This is a genomic window from Pseudomonas frederiksbergensis (genome assembly GCF_900105495.1).
Lineage (GTDB): Bacteria > Pseudomonadota > Gammaproteobacteria > Pseudomonadales > Pseudomonadaceae > Aquipseudomonas > Aquipseudomonas frederiksbergensis.
Window position 1 is genome coordinate 4355600 of the sequence record NZ_FNTF01000002.1, and the last position, 21724, is coordinate 4377323.

At 56.7% G+C, this 21724-nt stretch carries 16 protein-coding genes and 1 tRNA gene; 8 read left to right on the forward strand and 9 right to left on the reverse strand.

Annotated features, from left to right (window positions below):
- Window positions 1-50 precede the first annotated feature (50 nt).
- From BLW70_RS20315 to BLW70_RS20345, 7 genes are all read left to right on the forward strand, one after another.
- Window positions 51-1091 carry a DNA topoisomerase IB gene (locus BLW70_RS20315; RefSeq protein ID WP_074876963.1) on the forward strand — a complete coding sequence of 347 codons (1041 nt, stop codon included), beginning with the start codon at window positions 51-53 and terminating at the stop codon, window positions 1089-1091.
- Window positions 1092-1163: 72 nt separating this feature from the next.
- Window positions 1164-1385: a hypothetical protein gene (locus BLW70_RS20320; protein ID WP_074876965.1), complete on the forward strand. Its 222-nt coding sequence runs from the start codon at window positions 1164-1166 to the stop codon at window positions 1383-1385.
- 128 nt (window positions 1386-1513) lie between these two features.
- Complete coding sequence (locus tag BLW70_RS20325) at window positions 1514-1744, forward strand: hypothetical protein (RefSeq protein ID WP_056852777.1); 231 nt, start codon at window positions 1514-1516, stop codon at window positions 1742-1744.
- Window positions 1745-2051: 307 nt separating this feature from the next.
- Window positions 2052-2336: a hypothetical protein gene (locus BLW70_RS20330; protein WP_074876967.1), complete on the forward strand. Its 285-nt coding sequence runs from the start codon at window positions 2052-2054 to the stop codon at window positions 2334-2336.
- A 683-nt stretch (window positions 2337-3019) separates the two neighbouring features.
- Window positions 3020-3229 carry a hypothetical protein gene (locus tag BLW70_RS20335; RefSeq protein ID WP_074876968.1) on the forward strand — a complete coding sequence of 70 codons (210 nt, stop codon included), beginning with the start codon at window positions 3020-3022 and terminating at the stop codon, window positions 3227-3229.
- A gap of 224 nt (window positions 3230-3453) precedes the next feature.
- The gene (locus BLW70_RS20340) at window positions 3454-4923 is read left to right on the forward strand and encodes a DUF3300 domain-containing protein (protein ID WP_074876970.1); all 1470 of its coding nucleotides are present in this window, start codon (window positions 3454-3456) and stop codon (window positions 4921-4923) included.
- A gap of 26 nt (window positions 4924-4949) precedes the next feature.
- On the forward strand, window positions 4950-5843 hold the full coding sequence (locus BLW70_RS20345) for a DUF2950 domain-containing protein (RefSeq protein WP_074876972.1): 894 nt from the start codon (window positions 4950-4952) through the stop codon (window positions 5841-5843).
- Window positions 5844-5947: 104 nt separating this feature from the next.
- Here the strand turns inward: BLW70_RS20345 and BLW70_RS20350 are convergent, their stop codons facing one another.
- From BLW70_RS20350 to BLW70_RS20380, 7 genes are all read right to left on the reverse strand, one after another.
- Entirely contained in the window at window positions 5948-10381 is a 4434-nt protein-coding gene (locus BLW70_RS20350) for a response regulator (protein WP_074876974.1), read from the reverse strand.
- 38 nt (window positions 10382-10419) lie between these two features.
- Window positions 10420-11574, reverse strand: coding sequence for an HD-GYP domain-containing protein (locus BLW70_RS20355; protein ID WP_074876976.1), 1155 nt, complete (start codon window positions 11572-11574; stop codon window positions 10420-10422).
- Between the two features lie 239 nt (window positions 11575-11813).
- Window positions 11814-11898: transfer RNA gene (locus BLW70_RS20360), tRNA-Leu, on the reverse strand.
- A 220-nt stretch (window positions 11899-12118) separates the two neighbouring features.
- The gene (locus tag BLW70_RS20365; RefSeq protein WP_074876978.1) at window positions 12119-13372 is read right to left on the reverse strand and encodes an OprD family porin; all 1254 of its coding nucleotides are present in this window, start codon (window positions 13370-13372) and stop codon (window positions 12119-12121) included.
- 90 nt (window positions 13373-13462) lie between these two features.
- On the reverse strand, window positions 13463-14767 hold the full coding sequence (locus tag BLW70_RS20370; protein ID WP_074876980.1) for a CitMHS family transporter: 1305 nt from the start codon (window positions 14765-14767) through the stop codon (window positions 13463-13465).
- A gap of 131 nt (window positions 14768-14898) precedes the next feature.
- A complete protein-coding gene (gene dctA, locus BLW70_RS20375) occupies window positions 14899-16224 on the reverse strand; it encodes a C4-dicarboxylate transporter DctA (protein WP_074876982.1) in 1326 nt (441 codons plus the stop codon).
- 44 nt (window positions 16225-16268) lie between these two features.
- On the reverse strand, window positions 16269-17351 hold the full coding sequence (locus BLW70_RS20380; protein ID WP_074876984.1) for a 4-oxalomesaconate tautomerase: 1083 nt from the start codon (window positions 17349-17351) through the stop codon (window positions 16269-16271).
- A gap of 166 nt (window positions 17352-17517) precedes the next feature.
- Here BLW70_RS20380 and BLW70_RS20385 point away from each other — a divergent pair, with 166 nt between their 5' ends.
- On the forward strand, window positions 17518-18408 hold the full coding sequence (locus BLW70_RS20385) for a LysR family transcriptional regulator (RefSeq protein ID WP_074876985.1): 891 nt from the start codon (window positions 17518-17520) through the stop codon (window positions 18406-18408).
- Window positions 18409-18489: 81 nt separating this feature from the next.
- Here the strand turns inward: BLW70_RS20385 and BLW70_RS20390 are convergent, their stop codons facing one another.
- Both BLW70_RS20390 and BLW70_RS20395 read right to left on the reverse strand, forming a co-directional pair.
- Window positions 18490-19266, reverse strand: coding sequence for an SDR family NAD(P)-dependent oxidoreductase (locus BLW70_RS20390; protein WP_074876987.1), 777 nt, complete (start codon window positions 19264-19266; stop codon window positions 18490-18492).
- Between the two features lie 222 nt (window positions 19267-19488).
- Window positions 19489-21615, reverse strand: coding sequence for a TonB-dependent siderophore receptor (locus BLW70_RS20395; protein WP_074876989.1), 2127 nt, complete (start codon window positions 21613-21615; stop codon window positions 19489-19491).
- Window positions 21616-21724: the final 109 nt, after the last annotated feature.

Consider the following 21724-nt stretch of genomic DNA (forward strand, 5'->3'; position numbering starts at 1 on the left):
TGCGGTCAATGGCTGTAACGGCCCCTGATCCACCGCCCAGGACTATTGCCATGCCCGATACCGCGCTGCCCGATGTGCTGCCATCCGACCTGCATTACGTCGATGACACCCAGCCCGGCATCACCCGCAAGAAACTGCGCGGCAAGTTCTGCTATTTCGACCCTGCGGGCCAACGCATTACCGATCAGGATGAGATCAAACGTATCAATGCCCTCGCCGTGCCCCCGGCCTACACGGATGTGTGGATCTGCGCCGACCCGCGCGGCCATCTGCAAGCTACCGGTCGTGATGCCCGAGGTCGCAAGCAATACCGTTATCACCCGCGCTGGCGAGAAGTGCGCGATGCCGACAAATATTCACGCTTGCGGGACTTTGGGTTAGCGCTACCGAAACTGCGCAAACAGCTTGAAACGCTGTTGGCGGCTCCCGGCTTCAGTCGCGACAAAGTCATGGCCACGGTCATCACCTTGCTCGATGCGACGCTGATCCGGGTCGGCAACTCCCAATACGCTCGGGACAATCGGTCGTACGGTTTGACCACCCTGCGTAACCGTCACGTCGAGATCAACGGCAACGCAATCCAGTTCCAGTTCCGTGGCAAGAGCGGTGTCGAGCACCAGATCACCGTGAAAGACCGACGCCTGGCGCGGGTCATCAAACGCTGCCTGGAAATTCCCGGGCAAAACCTGTTTCAGTACCTGGATGAAAACGGCGAGCGACACACCGTCAGTTCCTCCGACGTCAACGCCTACCTGAAGACACTCACCGGTGCCGACTTCACTGCCAAGGACTACCGAACCTGGGCTGGCAGCGCGTTGGCGCTGGCGGTTCTGCGGGAACTGCAGTGGGAGTCCGAGTCGGACGCGAAGCGGCATGTGGTGGAGATGGTCAAGAACGTCGCCAAACAACTGGGTAACACACCGGCCGTCTGCCGCAAGTGCTACATCCACCCGGCGGTGCTCGATGGCTTTCTTTTGGGAGCGTTGGCTGACCTGCCCCGTCCTCGAGCGCGTAAAGGGCTGAGGGCCGAGGAAGTCGGGCTTGCGGTGTTTTTAGAGAAGATGATCGCTAGTGTTGAAGCGACGAACTGACCTGTCTATTTTTTGCACGATCGCAAATGGCTTCTATAGTAGTTGTGAACCTGAATTAGCTACGGTGACGCCATGGAAGACATTTTCGTTGTGAAACGATGCAACAAGATCATCATCCATGGTCGCCGAGCCGGAGAAACCGATCATCCACCACCTGCCGCCGCCGTCTGGTATCGCATCGCCGATACTCGAACCCGCGGCTTCATCGGCGACGGTTTCGATCGTGAAGAAGACGCCCGGCGCGAATGCCGGCAGCTGAATGCCAGGTCGCAAGTGACGGCCCGGGAAGGCTGATGCTACCTGCCTTGCGCGGGTCTATACTGAAAAACAGCTGAAGGATCAGCGACCCCATCAGCAAACAGCTCGCTCCCCTGCGGGCTTTTTGCTGCCAGTAACAGGTTTCTTGAACGGAGGTGTTTGCCATGTCCGAAAAAGAGTCCATCACCACCCTGCTCACCCTGCTCGACTCCCGTCAGGTTCGCCTGGCAGCGGCATGCAAGGAAATCGCCGACTGGGTCGATCATCAAGGCGGGCACCCGACAGCCCTCAGAATCCGTGATCGCCTGAACGACATCGAGAAGGACACACCACTGATTCGCAATACGCTGTCGTCGCTCAAACCTGTCGACCGCCCCCTGCCGCGGTTCAGATGATTCGATCTGGACATCCTCAAGGACACGGCCTGCTTCAGGACGCATGAACGGCGACCTTATCGTCACCGGGTGCGTCCTTGCCTGAGCGTTTCTTGCTACATCCCCAACCCAGCCTGGCGCCGGGTTTTTTTATGCCTGGGCAATCCATTTCACACGGCATTCACATCTCAGGCTTTACATTGACCGGACTCCTTTGAAGAATCCCCTGGCCCGCCCGCACGCGGGCTTTTTTTTGACTATTACGCAGACAACGAACGTCGCCGTACGCTTGAGGTCAAACGATCACACGTCACCAAGGAGGCGTCTGATGGTTACTCACTTCAAAGTAGGCGGGCATCTGGCCTGCGGTCACAAAGGCAGCAAACTCGTTTCAACCAGCGAACTGACCCGGGTGAAATGCAGAAGCTGCCGCAACACCGATGCGTTCAAGGATGCGCGCAAAGACCAGCGCAACGCTGCACGCCGCGCCGCACGCAAAGCCAAAGTTACGCATAGCGCCAATGACTGGCGAGCGGCCTGGGTCGAACGGCTCACTGCCATGAAAGGACTGCAACGATTGCCTCGTGGTTTTACCGGTCAGCCTTTCGTTTAGCTGACAGCATCGGCGGCTGAATCGAATTCATTCGGGCCAGCCGCTGGCGCATGACATCCAACACTTGAAAGCTTCGACCAGAACTCGCCCTGCCTCGGGGCGCACAAGACATAGATATTGGATACTGAGTTTATTGTTAGTTATCTTTGTAATTGATCTGCAAGACAAACTGAAACGCCGTCACTGCGCATGACTTCCCCTAGCTTTATAGGTGACGTAGATCACATCACCTGCAACTTACAATTGCTCTAAATCTTTGTAGGCAGAGGTTTTATTAACACTGCTCTACCAGCATTCAGTGTTTCCGGGAGCGGCTCGTCTTTGACGGCTTTCCTGTTGAGATCACGCCCCTTCAACACCTGATGAATGCCTCCTGCAATCGCTTCGCCCTGCAGGCAGGCACGGGCATGGGCGTTATTTGGAGTCGTAGGGCTACTAGAAAGAACGTTATAGCAATGGCAGCCACTGATAATTGCTTATATACAGGCAACGCAACTTTTAAGATTAGCTCCCCCCGAACTGATCGATATATTTTTTAACGATAAGAACAATAGCGATGTCTGCAATGGGGGGCTTTACATTGCCCTGCTATTTTTTGGCGGCGAACAGATTCTTCAACTAGGATTCTATCGAATCCAAATTACGCCAACGGTGTTGGCGGGCACTGATCAAGGAGGGGACAGATGACATCAATTCGCAAGACAGAGAAAACCTATCGCACCTGGTCCAGCCCAATCCTGCTTGAACTCAAGGAGAGAGAGCACCAGCTGGACGCTGAAGCCCGCCAGGCCCTTCAAAATGTCTTGATCGAGAGACGGCTTCTCAATATCGGCAACCCTTCAGGCGAAGATCGACGCGGCGCAAATCCAGGGATTAGCAGCCAGGGTCAATAACTGCCGAAAACAACGGGATTCCCAGGCCCCACAACAGCCTTGGCTCGTAGACAACTATTAAGGAATGCAACGCCATGAAACCAAGCGGTATACGCGGATAAACCTTGGGCTCGAAAAACAGGGCTTCAGTTCGAGATGACAGATCAAATGACAGTATCTGTCTTTTTGATGATGACGCAGCCTAATCCGATCTTCGCCAGCCTGGCTGGCACATGGAGGGCGCAATGCGCATTCCTCTGTTTTACGCGATATCAGCTGTACTGTTTTTGCATGGTTCTGCCGCCCAGGCGCAGCCATCGAATGCCACCGCTGCCCAAACGCCACCCGCTGCAGCGGCAGTCAAGGATGCAGTCTTTACTCAAGAGCAACTGGATCAGATGCTGGCTCCCATTGCGCTTTATCCAGACCCGCTTCTTGCACAGATGCTGATGGCCAGCACCTACCCTGGGGAAGTCGCCGAGGCCGTTAACTGGTCGAAAGCGCATCCTGAAGCCAAAGGCGATGAGGCGGTCAAACAAGTGGCAACCCAACCCTGGGACCCAAGTGTTCAAGCGCTGGTCGCCTTTCCCCAATTGCTGGCGACCGTGGGGCAGGATCTTGTCTGGGTTCAGCGACTGGGCGATGCCTTTCTGGCGCAGCCCGATGAGGTGATGGAGGGCGTGCAACGCTTGCGGCGTCAAGCGCAGGCCGCCGGCAACCTGCAGAGCAATCAGTATCAGAATGTGACTGTTCAAAATGTGACCGCTCCCGCCCCAACAACTGCATCGCCATCGACGGCCGCATCCTCAGCCCCAGCCAGCTCCTCCACCATCATCATCCAGCCCGCAGATCCGCAGGTGGTGTACGTTCCCACTTACAACCCGACAACCACCTACGGCACTTGGGCTTATCCAGAATCGCCCCCTGTCTACTATCCACCGCCACCCGCTTATTATCCGGGTTCGGCTTTGCTGGCCGGGTTGGCGTTCGGCACCGGCGTAGCGATAATCGGCTCGCTATGGGGCGACTGTGACTGGGGCAATAACGACATCGACATCGACGTCGATCGATACAACAACATCAATCGCAACAACCAGATAACCAATAATCAGAACAAGTGGCAGCACAACGCAGTACATCGCGATGGCGTTCCCTATCGAGACAACAGAAGCCGGCAGGAATATGGTCGTCAACTCAACGGTGCCAACCAGCGCCAGGCTTATCGCGGAGACGATGCCCAGCGCGCCAAGGCTCGTGAGAATGCGCGTAGCGCCATGGACAGGAGCGGTGTCGAGAGACCCGCCACCAGCAACCGACAAGCCCGTGAACAAGCACGCCAGGCGCAGTCGGGAATCTCGGCAGGCAATCGAACGCAGGCAGGCGCGGACAGACCGAAAACGGCTGACAGAAGCCAGGGTAACGCCAGAAATATTCGCGAAAACGAGCAGCCTCGCAAACAGACTGCCCAGGTGAATCAACGTAGGCAGGACACCTCTCAGGCGCGTCAGAGTACGACAAAACGACCGGCTGCCAGCCCAGGCAGTGCCAAAAACAATGCATTCGCCGGGGTGCGTTCACCGTCCCAGTCCAATGCCCAAGCCTCTCGCGGGCGCACTAGCCAGGCTTCCGCCCAGCGTCCCAGCAGCATGCGTTCTTCCGGCAATCAAATCAGTCGGCCATCCAGTCCAGCGCGTTCGAGAGGGGGTCGTCGGTGAAAAGCCAACGTCGAGGAAGAATATTCATGAATCTGTTGCCTCCGGCTTTGGCGATCATCGCGGGCTTGGCGTGGTCGTGCATGGCGATGGCGCAGCAGGCATTCTCAACGCCGGAAAAGGCTGTTGAAGCGTTCGTCATGGCACTGGGAAAGGAAAAGGCCGATCAGGTACGCCTGACAGAGTTGCTGGGAAAAGACTGGCGCCAGGTCATTCCCCGCGAAGGTGTACAACGCAGCGATGTCGATGAGTTTTTGAAGCAGTATCACGAGCAACACCACATCGAAAAAACCACTGACCGCAAGGCAACTCTGTCGGTCGGCAGTGACCGCTGGACCCTGCCTATCCCCCTGGTCAAAGGGGCAAACGGTTGGCAGTTCGACATGAAGGCCGGCAGCAATGAAATCCGCGCACGCCGTATCGGCCGTAACGAACTCTACACGGTGCAATCTGTGCTGACCTATCACGATGCCCAGATGGACTATGCGTCGGTGGACAATGACGATGACGGTGCGCTCGAATACGCACAGAACATCCTGAGTACACCCGGCACACACGACGGACTCTATTGGGCGGACGACGATAGTGGTCAGGTCAGCCCGCTTGGCCCATTGTTCGGCGAGGCCGCCGGCGGTGACGACTGGCACGGTTACCACTTTCGCATTCTCAAGGGACAAGGCCCCTCGGCGCCGGGCGGTGCCTACAGCTATATGATCGGGGACAAAATGAGCCGCGGCTTCGCGCTGGTCGCCTGGCCGGCGAAATACGATGACACCGGCGTGATGAGCTTCCTGATCAGCCATGAAGGCCAAGTGTTCGAGAAGGACCTAGGTCCCGACAGTGACAAGCTGGCGAAATCGATGAAGTTGTTTGATCCGGATAACAGCTGGAAGGAAGTGACCGTCGATCAGGATCCAGAGTAAATAATGATCGGCACCAACAATGCGCTAAGGGTATGTCAAGCAGACAGCCGTCACTCAGACCCAGTGACGGCAGTTGCACTCAGCCGCGTACAAACGGCTGGGATCTATTCAATCTCCCCCACGTTATCGTCGTCGGTGGAGACGAAGTGTTGTATTTCGCCTTGCAGCAATTCCAAGGCACGCTCGAAGTCAAAGCGCTCAAGTTGCTGAGCGACCAGGTCCAAACGCTGGGCTAGCGCATCACCGAGCGACAGGCCACGCATCTCACCAAGCGCTCCAATGGCAGCGGTGTCGCTGTCAGCCAATAGCCGCCGGAGCCTGGCGAGCCGTCCACTGATTGTCGGCCCGGACGGCAGCGCCTGCTCGACTGATGCTGGATTTACCTCACCCAACCGCGACAACGCACTCAACACGGGCATCAAGTGCTGCTCAACCTCGGATAAATTCGACTGCACGACCTTACTCGGTTCGCCGGCCCGGCACGCTTGCTCAAGCTGTGCGGCCGCCTGCGCCACAGACTTGGCCCCGATGTTCCCGGCGTTACCGCGCAAGGTATGAGCCATGCGCGTGGCTGCTGTTGGATCAGGGTCAGCGAGTGCCGCTTGAAATTGTTCGACGAAGCAAAATTGAGTCGCATGGAATTTGCGCAACAGTCGCAAGTAAAGGGCCTCCTTGCCCGAACAGGCGGTCAGCCCGGCGACCTTATCGATACCTTCGAGCTCAGTGGGCAACGATGCGGATATTTGGGGATCGTTCAACTCTTGCGCCTGCCCGCTACGACCGAGCCGTGGTTTGATCCACTTGGCCAGCGTGGCAAACATGGCGTCTACGTCCAATGGCTTGGACAGGTGGTCATTCATGCCACAGGCCAGGGCGCGTTCGCGATCCACTGCCATGGCGTCGGCGGTCATGGCGATGATCGGCAATGCCGCGAAGTTCGATTGCTGGCGAATCCTGCGGGTCGCTGTGTAGCCATCCATCACAGGCATCTGGCAGTCCATCAGTACGCCGTCGAAATCGCTGTCACGCGCCAGCAAATCGAGTGCCTGCTGACCATCGAAGGCCTGTTCGAGCTCGATGCCGGCCCCTTGCAGCAAATCACACGCCAGCTCCCTGTTCAGTTCGTTGTCTTCCACCAACAACAGGCGCGCGCCTTTCAAGCGCGCCATGTGGTCAGCGCTCTGCTCGTTGCGCTCACTGGCGCGGGTACCGGTTTGCGGCACTTTGCCGAACACCGTGCCGATGGATTCCAGCAAGGTGGACGGAGTCACCGGCTTGGTCAGCACCACCGGCAACTGCACGTGCTGGAGCTTGGCCTGTTCAAGCAACTCTTCGCGATCAAGGGCAGTGACCATGATGACTGACGGCGTGCGCGTCAGGTTGCTGGAACGCATCTGGCGGACGGTCTCCACCCCATCCATGCCTGGCATCCGCCAGTCCATCAGAACCAGGTCGAAAGGCAACGAAGCTTTCTCGGCCTGCACCAACATGCGCAGCGCCATGCGACCGCTTTCGGCCACATCCACCTCCACACCGAAACTGTGTGCCATGACCGAAAGAATCTCACGGGCACTTGCGTTGTCGTCGACCACCAACACGCGGATGCCTAGCAGCTCATCGGCGGTGAACATGCGCCGCACAGGCGCCTCTGCCTGGATGCCCAGACTCACGCAAAAGTGAAACGTCGAACCGACGCCCAGTGTACTTTCGACCCAGATGCGCCCGTCCATCAGTTCCACCAGACGTTTGGAAATCGACAGGCCCAAACCAGTCCCTCCGTACTTGCGAGTCGTGGAACTGTCGGCCTGGATAAAGGACTGAAAAATCCTCTGGCATTGCTCTTCGCTCATGCCGATCCCCGTATCGCGCACCCAGAAATGCAGCTCGACCTTGCCCTCCTCACTCCCAACTCGTTCGATGCCCAGAACAATTTCACCGTGTTCGGTGAACTTCGTCGCGTTGTTGCCCAGGTTGGCCAGGACCTGGCCTAGCCGCAACGGGTCGCCGATCAGTGCGGTCGGCAGATTGGCGACCGTGCTGTAGAGCAGCTCCAGGCCTTTATCCTCGGCCTTCAGGCCCACCACATTGGTGAAATTCTCCAGCACGTCTTCCAAACGGAAAGGTATTAGTTCCAGATCCATCCTGCCGGCCTCGATCTTGGAGAAATCGAGGATGTCGTTGATGATTCCTAACAGGTTCTCCGCCGAGCGATGCACCTTCACGATGTAGTTGCGTTGTCGATTATCGAGCTCGGTGCGCAGTGCCAAATGACTCATGCCGATAATGGCGTTCATGGGCGTGCGGATTTCATGACTCATGTTGGCGAGGAATTCGCTCTTGGCGCGTGTCGCTTCTTCGGCGATTTCCCGGGCCAGTTGAACCTGCGCCTCGGCGGCTTTGCGGTCCGTGATGTCGTAATACCAACTGGCGCTGCTGCGTTCGCCGGGAATCAAGGGTACGGCCGAGAGCAAAACGTCGAAACGTTCTCCTGCGCTGCGCTGCAGGCTGGCCTCGAAATTTATAACCGCCCCTTTGGCGGCAGCGTCCAGGAATCGGCTGTGGGCTTGTGCATCGCACCAGAAGAGATTTTCATCCATCTCACCAAACTGCTCGCGGTCGACGCCGAACAGACTCTCCAGTTCCGGGTTGCAGTAACTCAAGCGACCCTCATCGTCACGGATCAGCATAGCCACCGGGCTACTGTCCAATACCGCACGCAACTGCGTTTCGCTGGACTTGAGCGCCGCCTGCATTTGCCGTCGCTCACTGACGTCGCGGACCGAAGCGCAAATGCACGTGCCACGCCCCTCCAGCAGCGGCAAGTGCGACAGGCCGATCTCTACGGAAAACAGACTGCCATCCTTGCGAAGGCCTTTGAGGTCATCCAGTTTCGCGCCCATCTGCCGGGTGCTGCCATGGGCGATGAAACCATTGCGCAAAGCCACATGCTGCCCGCGCGCCGCGTCAGGCACCAGCCGTTCGATGGCCTCGCCCACCAATTCGCCCGGGGCATAACCGAACAGCGTGTCCAGCTGCGGGTTGGTTATCAGGATCTCGCCTTCGGCATTGATGACGATCATGCCGTCCGGTGCTGCCTCGAGAATCGCGCGATACCAGGCCTTGGTGGCACGCAATGCGCTCTGCTGCGCTTCCAGTTCCTTCGATTGCAGCTCCAGCCGCAAAGCCTGTTCGCCCATTTCATCGGCCTGGCGCCGAGTTTCGACCAGCAAGGATTGCACCGCCAGATGACGCTCCATCACCGCCATGGCCCCGGCCAGGCGTGGCATGGCCTCCTGCAAAAGCGACTGTTCACGGGGGCCCAGCGGTTGATGACCCGCCAGTTCGAGCACGCCGAGCAGACGTTCACCACGCACAACTGGTTGCACCAGCAGATAGCTGGCGGGCACTTCCCCCAGCTGCGAATGCAAGCGTCCGAATGACTGCATCAGCCCCTGCAATTCACGGGGCGCTCGATCCAGCGCACATTGCCCCAGGAGACCGGCTCCGAAAGTCACCGTGGACGCCGGCGGGGAATCAGGATCGGTCGCGTAACTGCCAATCAGTTGCAGGCTTTCATTATGTTCTTGCACGCTATAGAGCACGCCCCGGCCGATGCCGAGCATGCTCGCCATATGCCGCAAAAAGACCTGAGCCAGCTCGTGAGGGGTTTCTGCTTGCGGCAGGTTGGTCTGAAGTAGTTCGGCTTGCGCCTTGACCCAGCGTTGGCGCTCCAATTGTTGCGACTCGGTCTGTAGCGTTGCGATGGCACGCGCCAGATCGCCAGTTTCATTTTGCAGATCGGTATGGGGAATCGTCCCGTCCAGTCGGCCGGCGGTCAGCTCGTCAACGGCGGCGCGAACCCGGTAAAGGGGCAGGCGAATCGAGCGACTGATCAACCAGCCCATCAGCAACGCCAGAGTCAGGCCGCCCAGTAACAATTGATAAGTGAGCCGGGTGCTGCGCCCGGCAAATTCTGCGATCTGTTTAGCTGTGTCATGAATGGAGGCTTGTTTGGCTCTCGCCATTTGTTTGAGCAAGTCGTCCACGCGCTCATCCAGCCCTTGGAACAGGACGCTATTGATCAGCCGCGAGGCTTGCGCTTGATCCCCTGCACCGGCCAGTTGCAGTGCTGCCTCACCGTCTTGCAGCAAACGTTTCAACAAAACCTCGAACGTGGCGAACCGCTCCTGGTTCTCCTGGCGCCAGAGGGTCGGTTGTGCCAGCTGCAACGCTTCTTGAAGATTTTTTCGAGCCTCACGAAATTGCTCGACGCCCTTGCTACGAACAACTTCGCTGTCGCCGTTGACGGCATGCTGCAAACCCTGCACAAGATGCGGCATCTGCACCCTCGCTTCCTGCAAGTGTTCCATGCCCGCCAACTCTTGCTGATACAGCCGCCGCATATCCGCTTTCAAAGAGTCCTGGGTTCGCAGGCTCTGCACGCCGAGCACCAGAACCAGCGCGCCTAACGCCGCGAAGCCGAGGATCAACTTGATTCGCAGCGGCAGTCGTTCCAGCAAAGCGAGCACTCTGGTCATAGCAATTCCTGTTGATGAAAAACCGGCGAGTCGACCGTTCAGGGTTTCTGGGCAGTGCGGTGCAGGTCCATCAGCATGGCCATGTCCTGATCGCTGTCTTGAAAACGTTCCGCAATGACGTGGAATTGCTCGGCACTGGCAAGGAATGCATCACAGACATCTGGATCGAAGTGAGTCGCGCGCCCCTGTCGAATGATGTCCAGGGCCTGTTCATGCGGCATCCCCGCCTTGTACACGCGCCGGCTGATCAGCGCGTCATACACATCCGCCACTGCCATCAATCGGGCGCTGATCGGAATTTGTTCGCCAGCCAACCCCTGCGGGTAGCCGCTGCCGTCCCACTTTTCCTGGTGGCTGTAGGCGATTTCCTTGGCCACGCGCAGGAAGTCCACCGAAATTCCCAACTGATCTTCGGCACGCTGAATAGCATCACGGCCCAGGGTGGTATGGGTCTTCATGATCTCGAATTCTTCCGGGGTGAAACGCCCCGGCTTGAGCAGGATGTGATCAGGAATACCGATTTTGCCGATATCGTGCAGCGGTGCCGACCTGAACAGCTGGCGGATGCTGTCATCGTTCAGGAATGGATTAAAACGAGGATGATTGCGCAGCAGTTCGGCCAGCAGCTTGACGTAATGTTGGGTGCGACGGATATGGTTGCCCGTCTCGTTGTCGCGTGTCTCCGCCAGCGAAGCCATGGCCTGGATCGTGACGTCCTGTATCGCCACCACCTCACGGGTGCGGCGCTGGACCTCCTGCTCCAGAAAATCGTTTTGATCGCGAAGAAAGTCAGCTGCGGCCTTGATCTTCAGCTGGGTCTGCACCCGAGCCAGGACCAATGGCGGGCTGATGGGCTTGGTGATGTAGTCGACCGCGCCCAACTCCAGGCCCTGGATTTCGTTTTCCATTGACGCCATTGCGGTCAGGAAAATGATTGGGATAGTGCGAGTGCGAGGATCCTGTTGCAACTGCCGGGCGACCTCATGACCCGACAGCCCTGGCATCATGATGTCGAGAAGGATCAGATCCGGCAGTGGACTGTTTTGCAATACCCGCAACGCCGCATCGCCACTGTTGGCAGCCTTGACCCGATACCTGTCGCTGAGCAGGTCGGCCAACAGCATCAGATTGTCTGGCGTGTCATCGACCACCAGAACGGTGGCGGCAGGATAAACATCCTGTTCAATACCCATGTCTTTTGGCTCCGCTGCCCAATGAAGGACCGTGCGAAGTCCCTCCACTGCAAACAAGCGTAGCTCTATTCATTGCAATTGCTGATTGAAGCGATACTGGCCCAGCGCCAAGACATCCATCGCGGCGCAGTAAAATCCCTCGCGCTCTTTGATTCCGTTCAGACCGCAGCAAAAAAACACCAGAGTCGGTTAGACGCTAGTGACAGGGATGGGATTGGAAAAATGCAGCGGATTTGAAGTGGTGCCCCGAGCCGGAATCGAACCGGCACGCCCTGCGGCGGCAGATTTTAAGTCTGATGTGTCTACCAATTTCACCATCGGGGCATGGGAAATGCAAAAGCAGGCGCCGATTTAACCCTAAAACAAAACCAGAATCAATCACTTAGGAAATGAGGCACCCTTATGGCCATGAAAATCAATTTTACCAAGTCCACGTTGTACGATCTGAGGTGTCCGGACCGCAAAGCCGACCCTCTTCACCCAATCCTATGAAGCCGCCACTGAAAAGGCGGCCTGGGAAAATCGGGAGGCAGCAATCAGGGGATCACCAGAGGGCGATGTCATAGGTAAAGTAGATCCGGTTGCTATCTCGGCCACGGGAATACTCAGAGCGGTAAACGTAGTTACGCAACCGCACACCCAGACCTTTGAAGGTGCCTTGTTGCACGACGTAAGCCAGTTCGGCGTCACGTTCCCATTCTTTTACCGTGGTGGTGGACTTACCGTCGTTGCCGCTCAGATACCGGGTGGAAAACGTCAAAGCGGGTACGCCCAGAGCGACAAAGTTGTAGCCGTAGTTGAGCATCCATGTCTTCTCGTCCTCCTCGATGAACTTGCCTATACCGGCGTTGCTGAACGAGTAAACCGTTGCACCGCTGATATAGGGCAAACTGGCGTCGCCATCGAGGGTCTGGTATCCGCCACCGAAGGTATGACCAGAGATGGCGTAGGACAGCTGCCCGCTCAGCATGTTGTTGTCGATCTTGCCGCCGTAGGCGGAGCCGGTATCGACACTGTTGAAATAGCGCAAGTCACTGGTCAGTACGCCGCCTCCCAGGGGTAGGTCGTGCTGGATACCTGCGAAATTCTGTCGGTAAAAGTTTTCCAGTTCGCCGTAGAAGTAACTCAAACGAATGCTCTTCCCCAGCTTGTATTCGGCGCCTGCATAGCTGAAGTCGCCTGATTTATCTCCGCCGTAACCGTCGGGCACAATCGGCATGCTGTCGCTGGAATCTCGCAGTTTGAATCGATCCAGGTAGCCCCCGGTGAGGGTGAGGTTCTCGATGTCGACGCTACTGATCTGTGTGCCTTGGTACGTTTGCGGCAACAGACGCGCATCGTTGTAGATCAGCACTGGTGTCTTGGGTAACAAGGTGCCGTATTTAACTGTGGTCTTGGCCAATTGGGCTTTGGCACTCATACCCAGACTTGCGAATTCGTCAGCCGCACGACCGTCATCATGCACGGGCAACAAGCCAGTGCCACTGCGACCACGGCCGGAATCGAGCTTGACCCCGAGCAGGCCGAGGGCATCAACACCAAACCCGATAGTGCCAGGCGTAAATCCCGACTGGTAATCCAACAGAAATCCCTGGGCCCACTCGGTTCGTTCGCTCTTCGCCGTCCTTGCTGATCTGGCACTTAAACCATGCTCGTCGCGGAAATTCTCATTGAAGTAGACGTTGCGCAATTGCAGCTTAAGCTTGCTGTCATTGATAAGCCCTTCTGCACTGGCGCTGGTCAGCGGCAACAAACCGAGAAAGGAAAACAGCGCCCGTTGGGTAAACAAAGTGGTCATAGCGAACTACTCATTGTTGTTATTTGGAGTGCAGAACAGCGCACGCCTCACTGGTGAGGCGCGTCAGGAGAAACAGGTGGCGTGGTTGAATCAGGTGAAGAGACTAATCGCACCGGTCAATAGAGCTATCGCCGTGATCACCAGGGAAGTCAGCACAGCCCATTTGACGGTGGCTTTCTGGAAATCGCCGATATCGCGGTCAACCATCCCCACCAGCAACAGCGTCGAAGCCACGAGAGGGCTCATCAGGTGCACAGGTTGTCCGAGTATCGAGGCCCGGGCGATTTCAACCGGGTCGATGCCATAGGCTGCGGCCGCGTTAGCCAGAATCGGTACCACCCCAAAGTAGTAAGCATCGTTGGAAAGAACAAAGGTCAACGGCATGCTGGTGATCGCCACCACCAGTGGGAACAGGTGACCCCAGGATGGCGAAATCCAGTCCACCAGCGTTTGCGCCAAGGAGTCGACCATCTTGGTGCCCGAGAAGATCCCGGCAAAGATACCGGCAGCAAACACCAAAAGTACGACGGTCATGGCGTTGCCGGAATGGGCGAGAATGCGCTCTTTCTGAATATCCAGTTGCGGGTAGTTGATCATCAGTGCCAGGACAAAGCCGATCAGGAACAGGATCGCCGAGTGCATGACCCCCATTACCAGCGCGACCATGACCGCGATCACCAGCAACAGGTTCACGTATGCAAGTTTAGGCCGCTTGTGCGGGGTATCGCCCAGGATCGCGTCGATGTAGCAATTACCGCCACCGCTCTGTAGCTGCACATTGCCGATGCGTTTACGCTCGGCACGGCCCAGGAGGAAAGCGGTGAACACCACCCACATCGCGCCGCCGATCATGGTCGGCAGCAAGGGAACGAAATACTCGCCGGCATCCAGGCCCAGCGCCGCGATCGCCCTTGTTGCGGGCCCACCCCATGGGGTCATGCCACTCATGATGCTCAAGGACAACATGGCGATGGTCGCCAGAATCATCGGGTTCATGCCGATACGCTTATACAACGGCAGCATTGCCGCGCAGGTGATCATGTAGGTGGTTGTGCCGTCGCCGTCGAGGGCGACCACCAGTGACAGCAGCGCGGTGCCGATAGCGATTTTCATTGGATCGCCGTTTACACGCTTGAGGATTTTGCGAATCAACGGGTCGAACAACCCGGCATCAATCATCAGTCCGAAGAACAGAATGGCGAACAGCAGAAGCGCAGCCGAAGGCGCAACCATCTTCAGGCCGTCGAGCATCATCTTGCCCGTAGTGCCGCCAAAACCGCCAATCACCGCAAACACAATCGGCACCACAGTCAGGGCGACAATCGGCGATAGGCGTTTCGACATTATCAGGTAGGTGAAAACCACCACCATGGCCAAACCAAGAAATGCGAGCATAGGTCAGTTCTCTTGTTCTTATCAGTAGCGTGGCCGATGCGCAGGCGCACGGCCTCGAACCCGCCAGACGGGAGGATCAACCTGGCGGGGAATTGAATGAAATAATTGCTGGGTTTTTTAGCCGTGTCCGGTCAGACGTGTTCTGTGGCCTTGCGACCATCCCAGTTTTCACTCTGGGTCTGGGTCTGGGCGGACGACGGTTCGCCGTCAAGAGTCCGCATCAGTGTCTCGCGATCGCAAGCGTTCTCCGAGATGGACATCACCACGGTAGCCACCGCATTGCTTGCCAGACTGGTCAAGGCCCGGGCTTCCGACATGAAGCGGTCGATTCCGATCAGCAAGGCAAGGCCGGCCAAGGGAATGTCATGGATCACAGTCAGTGTCGAAGCCAGTGCGACAAAACCGGCTCCGGTCACACCTGCGGCCCCTTTCGAGGACAACAGCATGATGGCCAGCATGGTCACGGTCTGTGTCAGGCTTAGCTCGATGTTGCAGGCCTGAGCAATGAATACCGCTGCGAGGGAGAGGTAGATCGCCGTACCGTCGAGGTTAAACGAGTATCCCGTTGGCAGCACCAACCCCACCACGCCTTTCTTGCAACCCAGGGCTTGCAGCTTTTCCAACATCCGCGGCATCACCGGCTCGGTGGAGGAAGTCCCGAGCACTACCAGGAACTCTTCGCGCAAGTAGCGCAGCAACTTCCAGAGACTGAAGCCATTGGCCCGGCAAATGCTCCCCAGCACCACAAAGACGAAGAAGGCACAGGCTACGTACAAGGTCATGATCAGCTTGGCCAAGGAGCCCAACGATGTAATACCGTACTGGCCTACGGTGAACGCCAAAGCGCCAAATGCACCGATCGGAGCGAAGCGCATCAGATAGGAGAATATTTTGAACACCATGTGCGAGGCAGATTCCAGTACATCCAGTACCGGCTTGCCGCGCTCGCCGATGGCCGACAGCGCAAAACCGCAAAGCACCGCGATGAACAACACCGGCAGCACTTCACCCTTATTGAAAGCACCAATGAAGGTTTCCGGGATGATGTGCATGAAAAACTCGACCACTCCCAGCTTCGCGGCAGAATCGGTGTACTGCGACAGTCCCTCGGTGCTCAAGTGGGCAGGGTCAATATTCATGCCCACACCGGGTTTGAACAGGTAGACCGACACCAGGCCGATGATCAGGCTGATCACGGTCAGCGCCAGGAACAGCAGCATGGTCTTGCTCAACAGACGCCCGAGTGAGCGTTTGTCGCTCATGCCGGCGATACCGGTGACGATCGTGCAGAACACCACCGGAGCGATCATCATCTTGATCAACTTGATGAAGGCGTCACCAAGTGGTTTCAAGGCAATGGCCTGTTGCGACCAAAAATGCCCGACCAGCACACCCAACAGCACGGCGAGGAGAATCTGGAAGTAGAGCGATTTTACAACTTTCATGGCATCACCCATTTTTAGAATTGTGCTGATGCAAGAACGGCAATGACCAGGGGAGATTATCCGGCAAGTCGTTGGGAAGCCGTGGCGTAGACAAAACCGGAGAACAGCCTGCGCGATGTACGCACCACTGAGGCACGAATTGTCTCACCCTGAGCGCCGGTGTAGGACAGTACGACATCTATCCCGCCACTTGGATGTTCAATGCGTACTTGCTTCATGCGCGGCTCGCTAATCCCGCCGAGCAATTGCGCGACCACACTGTCTTCAGTGACACAAGCGGTGGCTAGGCCGATGGAACCGGTGATCGCCAAGGCCCGATGGCAGTTGTGTGGCATGAAATAGCGCACCTGGATTGTGCCGCCAGCCTTGGCCGGTGACACGAGTACTGGCTTGGGAATCACTTTGTCGCTGACGTCACCCAGGCCCATTACCAAGCCGGCTTGCAGTCGCAAGGACTCCAGGCGACGCAGGAACTCTTTGTCGGCATCCAGTTCAGCAGGACTTTCATCGCCGCGCTTACCCAGTTGGCCGGCTTCGACGATCATCATCGGCATCGCCATGTCGATGCAGGTTACTGGAATACCGTCGATCAAATCCTGCGTTTGCCCAGTAGGGAAAAGTTTGCCGGTCTTGCTGCCCGCAGCATCCAGGAAGGTCAGTTGCACAGGAGCGGCGGTACCCGGCACGCCATCGATGGCGGTGTCACCTTCATAGCTGACCTTCCCACCAGGCGTCTGTACCTCGGCGTTCACAAAAGTCCCCGTGTTGAGGTTACGAATACGCACACGGGTCAGGTCTTTGGAAGCTTTTACCAGCCCCTGCTCAATGGCGAACGGGCCAACGGCGCAAAGCATGTTGCCGCAATTAGGCGCGGTGTCGACTCGACGCTGGGAAACCATGACTTGGACGAACAGATAGTCGACATCCGCCTCAGGATGCAGCGACGGGCTAACGATCGCCACCTTGCTGGTTTGCGGACTACCGCCACCGATACCGTCAATTTCCAGCTCATGGCCAGAACCCATAACGTTGAGCAGCAGTTCGTCACGGTCTTCGATCGCAACAGGTAAATCCCAGGCGAGGAACACTGGGCCTTTGGAAGTACCACCGCGCATTAGCACACAGGGAATTCGTTGCATGAATACTGACTCTTGTTGATCAATCGGGGTAATTGATGTCTTGTGAGCAAGAGTCGCAGGCTTTAAAAATTGTTTCCAATGCAAATATCAGCCTGATTATTGCGTTTCACGAATGATGGATTTAGGCTGACTGGGCTTAACAACTCTCGGATTGTGAGACGAAAAAGTGAATTATGAGCTCAATGACATCCGATCTTTCGTGAAGATCGCAGAACTTGGAAGCTTCCATGAAGCTGCCGATGCATTGCATCTTTCTCAACCCGCATTGAGTCGGAGAATGAAAAAGCTTGAAGAGGGATTGGGGACAGCGCTTCTGGATCGCACGACAAGAAGGGTAAGCCTCACCAGCGTTGGGCGAGACTTCCTGCCCAAGGCGCGACGCTTACTGGATGACTTCGACGACTCGATACTTAACATCCGAGAGCTGGCGGAGCGGCAGAGCGGCCGTGTAACCCTTGCCTGTATCCCCACCGCAGCCTTTTACTTCCTCCCTTCAGTAATCCGCCTCTACAACGAGCGCTATCCACAAATTCGCATTCGCTTGCTTGATCTCAGTGCGAACGAAGGACTGGAGGCTGTACTGCGTGGCGAAGCCGACTTTGGCATCAACATGATGAGCGGCCAACACCCAGACATAGAGTTCGTGCCGTTGGTCAACGAGCCTTTTGTTTTGGCTTGTCGACGCGATCATGAACTGGCCGAGCGTAGCGAGGTAACCTGGTCTGAACTTAGCAACTACCGCCTTATCGGGGTCGGTCGCCTAAGCGGTAACCGCATGCTGCTTGACCACGCTTTGTCCGGCTTGAGCTGGCGTCCGCAATGGTTCTATGAGGTGCAACACCTATCTACATCGCTGGGCCTGGTGGAAGCTGGCTTAGGCGTTTCGGCAATGCCGAGCCTCGCAATGCCTGCTGTGGATCATCCAACATTGGTGAGCGTTCCTTTGATAGAGCCTATTGTGAACCGATCGTTGGGACTGGTTTATCGAAGAGGCGCCTCACTCTCTCCAGCAGCAGAAAAATTCGTCTCAATACTGCTGGAGCAATGGGAGAAATGACCTCAATCTTCCTGCTTTTTTGAGTTGAGACAATATCGTCCAGCGCAGGAGTCAACGGTCGCAGAAGGGATTAAAAAAGTCTTAATAAGCTTTGTTCTCAACCAAGCAATTGCCTCCATCCACCACGAGCAACTCACCTGTGATGTAACTCGCTTCAGGTGAAGCCAAGAATACAACGGCAGCGGCCACTTCCTCTGGCCGACCCGCCCTTCCAAGGGGTGTAGAGCGTGCTGCTTTTACTTCATCAGGAGTGCTCGACCCTGTAGCTATCCAACCAGGGGCTACCGAATTCACCGTGATACCAAATTGAGCAACCTCAAGGGCAAGGCTCATGTTCATCCCTACCATTCCGGCCTTTGCTGCACTATAAGCAGCCTCTCCTGGATTACTGGCTCGGGTACCTGTAGTTGAGCTGATGTTCACTATGCGGCCATATCCTCTAGCCCGCATCCCAGGCAACACCCCTTGAGTTAACAGGAACGCAGTTGTCAGATTTCTAGCGATGGAAAGATTCCAGGTTTCGAGGCTCGTATTCGTGAACTCGGCGAACGGTTCAGGACTCCCTTGCATCGCCATACCGGCATTATTTACAAGAATGTCGATGCGGCCCCAGACGGCCTCAGCCCAAGCGACGAACTCACTAACCTGAGTTTCCTGAGTTAAGTCTACCGGTCGACCCACTGCTTCGAAGCCGGCGGCACGTAACTCCGCGACCCGCTCATTGATGCGTGCGCTGCTTGCCGTGACAATCAGCTTGGCCCCTTGAGCCCCAAGACGATGGGCAATTGCCATACCGATTCCGATCTGACTGCCCGCACCGCTCACAAGCGCCACCTGCCCTGCCCAACTTGAATTCATCGTCCTGGCCCTTTTGAAGGTTTGCGAAATGCATAATGGAGATGTAGCAGATAGTCGGAATCATCTGTTGAGGATTTGGTTACTGAGGTCGATATCTGCAAATAAAAAGGGCCCTTCAACGGCCCTTTTGTACTCAAACCAAAATCACTTTGTCAGCCAGGACTCAATGGTCGCGGAGCCATACTGAGCCTTCCGATATTCAAGGATTGGACATCAACTGGATTACAACGTGTATGAAATGCCGACCTGTACCGTTCTTGGGGCCCCTGGATAGGCATAGACATTGCCGAACGCCCCTTCCTCATAGTCTTCGTCAGTTAAGTTCTTCACATCCAGGTTGATCCTGATCCTTTCGTTGACCTTGTAATAGCTGAGTAGGTCGACGACGGTGTAGCTGCCCATTGAAAATGCTGTGTTGGCTGTCTGCCCTTCGCGCTCATCTACGTACTTCAGACCTGTGCCCAGACCCAAGCCCTTAAATACGCCATCCTGGAACTCGTAGACGTTGAGCAGGCTGAAGCTGTTCTGCGGAATGTTCATCAGTCGGGTGCCGGACTTGATGACGTTGTCCTTGGTCACTTCCGCATCGACATAGGCGTAACCGCCAATCACCCGCCATTGCGGAGTCAGGTTGCCGGCAACGTTCAGGTCGAAACCACGGCTGCGCACCTCGCCTGCCGCCACACTGAAGGTAGAGTCCACAGGATCGGTGGTGAGTACGTTGCGCTTTTCAATCTGGTAGATCGCCGCGTCGACACTCAATTGACTGTCCAGCGCTTCCCACTTGAAACCCAACTCATAGGATTTGCCTTTTTCCGGTTCGAAACCACCGCCTTGACGACTGGCACCCGTGTTGGGCTTGAACGAGCGAGCCGTATTGGCATAGATCGCCACGGTGTCGGTGAGATCGTAGGTCAGCCCTATGCGCGGGGTCACGGCATTGTCGCTGGCTTCCCAGCTTTTACCGCCCGGTACAAAGGTTTCGTAGTCATGTTCGAAGCGCTCGAAGCGGGCACCGGCCAGGAGTTTCAAGCGCTCGGTCAATGCCACTTGATCCTGGAGGAAAGCGGCGTAGGTCTTGAGGTTTTCTTGATCGTTGGTCGGGGTTCGGGTCAAGGCTGGTCGAGGCTGGCCATACACCGGATTGAAGATATCAATCGGATACGCACTCACCGCGCCGCTGGAGCGCTGAATGATCGACTTGTAGTCGTAGTCTTCGAATTCGACACCGGTCAGCAAGGTGTGATCGAAACCGCCCGCCGTGAAATGCCCGGTGAGGTTGAGCTGAGTGTCTTTATCCGTCCATTCCAGCTTGCGGTAGTTAAAGTTGCGGCCCAAGGTGCGACCGTCGGCCGCGACACCATTGGCCTCAACGGCATTGCCTTCAAGAGTGCCATCGAGCCATTGGAAACCACCACCCAACGTCCAGTTATCGCTTAGCAGGTGCTCGAAACGCAGCTGCGCCATGTTGTTGTCGTTGTGCAACTTGCCAACGTCTTTTTCGCCGAAGAAGGTATCGCGAGACGCGGTGCCAATCTGATTCGGATAGCGCGTCGCGCCGCGGTCAAGCGGGTGGTTGTTGCGCATGAAATCACCTTCGAAGATCACCTTGGTCTCATCAGTGACCTGCCAGCTCAGTACCGGCGTTACGCCGTAGCGCTCGGTTTCAACATGATCACGAAAGGTATCGCCGCCCTCACCGACCACATTCAGGCGATAGGCCAGGCGGCCTTCATCATCCAGCGGGCCGGAGGCGTCCAGCGTGCCACGCTTCATTCCCTGGTCATCGAGTTGGCTACCCAAGGTCACAACGGGCACGGCCAGGGGTTGTTTGGAAATGACGTTGAATGTGCCACCTGGGTCGCCTCGGCCATAGAGCATGGTCGCCGGCCCTCGCAACACTTCAAGCCGCTCGATGGAGTTCGCATCCGGCATGTTCGGATAACCACGGTTGATCGGAAAGCCGTTGCGGTAGAACTCGCCGGTGGTAAATCCACGCACCGTGAAAGTAGTCAAACCCTGGCCACCAAAGTTGTTGGCCCGCCCGACGCCGCCGGCATAGTCGAGCGCGTCCTGCAGCCGGGTGGCACTGATGTCCTCTACCACATCCTTGGGCACCACAGTTATGGATTGTGGTGTTTCGTGGATCGACGTGTCGGTACGCGTCGCACTGGCCGAACGCGTCGCACGATACCCATCCACCGGCCCCAAGGCCGTTTCAAAATCAGCAGTGCCAACGATGTCGGTCGCTTGCAGCTCCAGGCTGGCTTTATCGATTGTCGCTTCCTCAGCCCAGGAAGAAACGGAAAACGCCTGAAGCACACAGATAGAAACCAGAGTACGACGCATCGAAGAAACCTTGAGAAAATAGCCAAATGGGATGACATACATGCCAACAAATCGACGCGCATGGTATACAAAACAATACGCTTTTAATACGTATTTGCATTCGCATTTG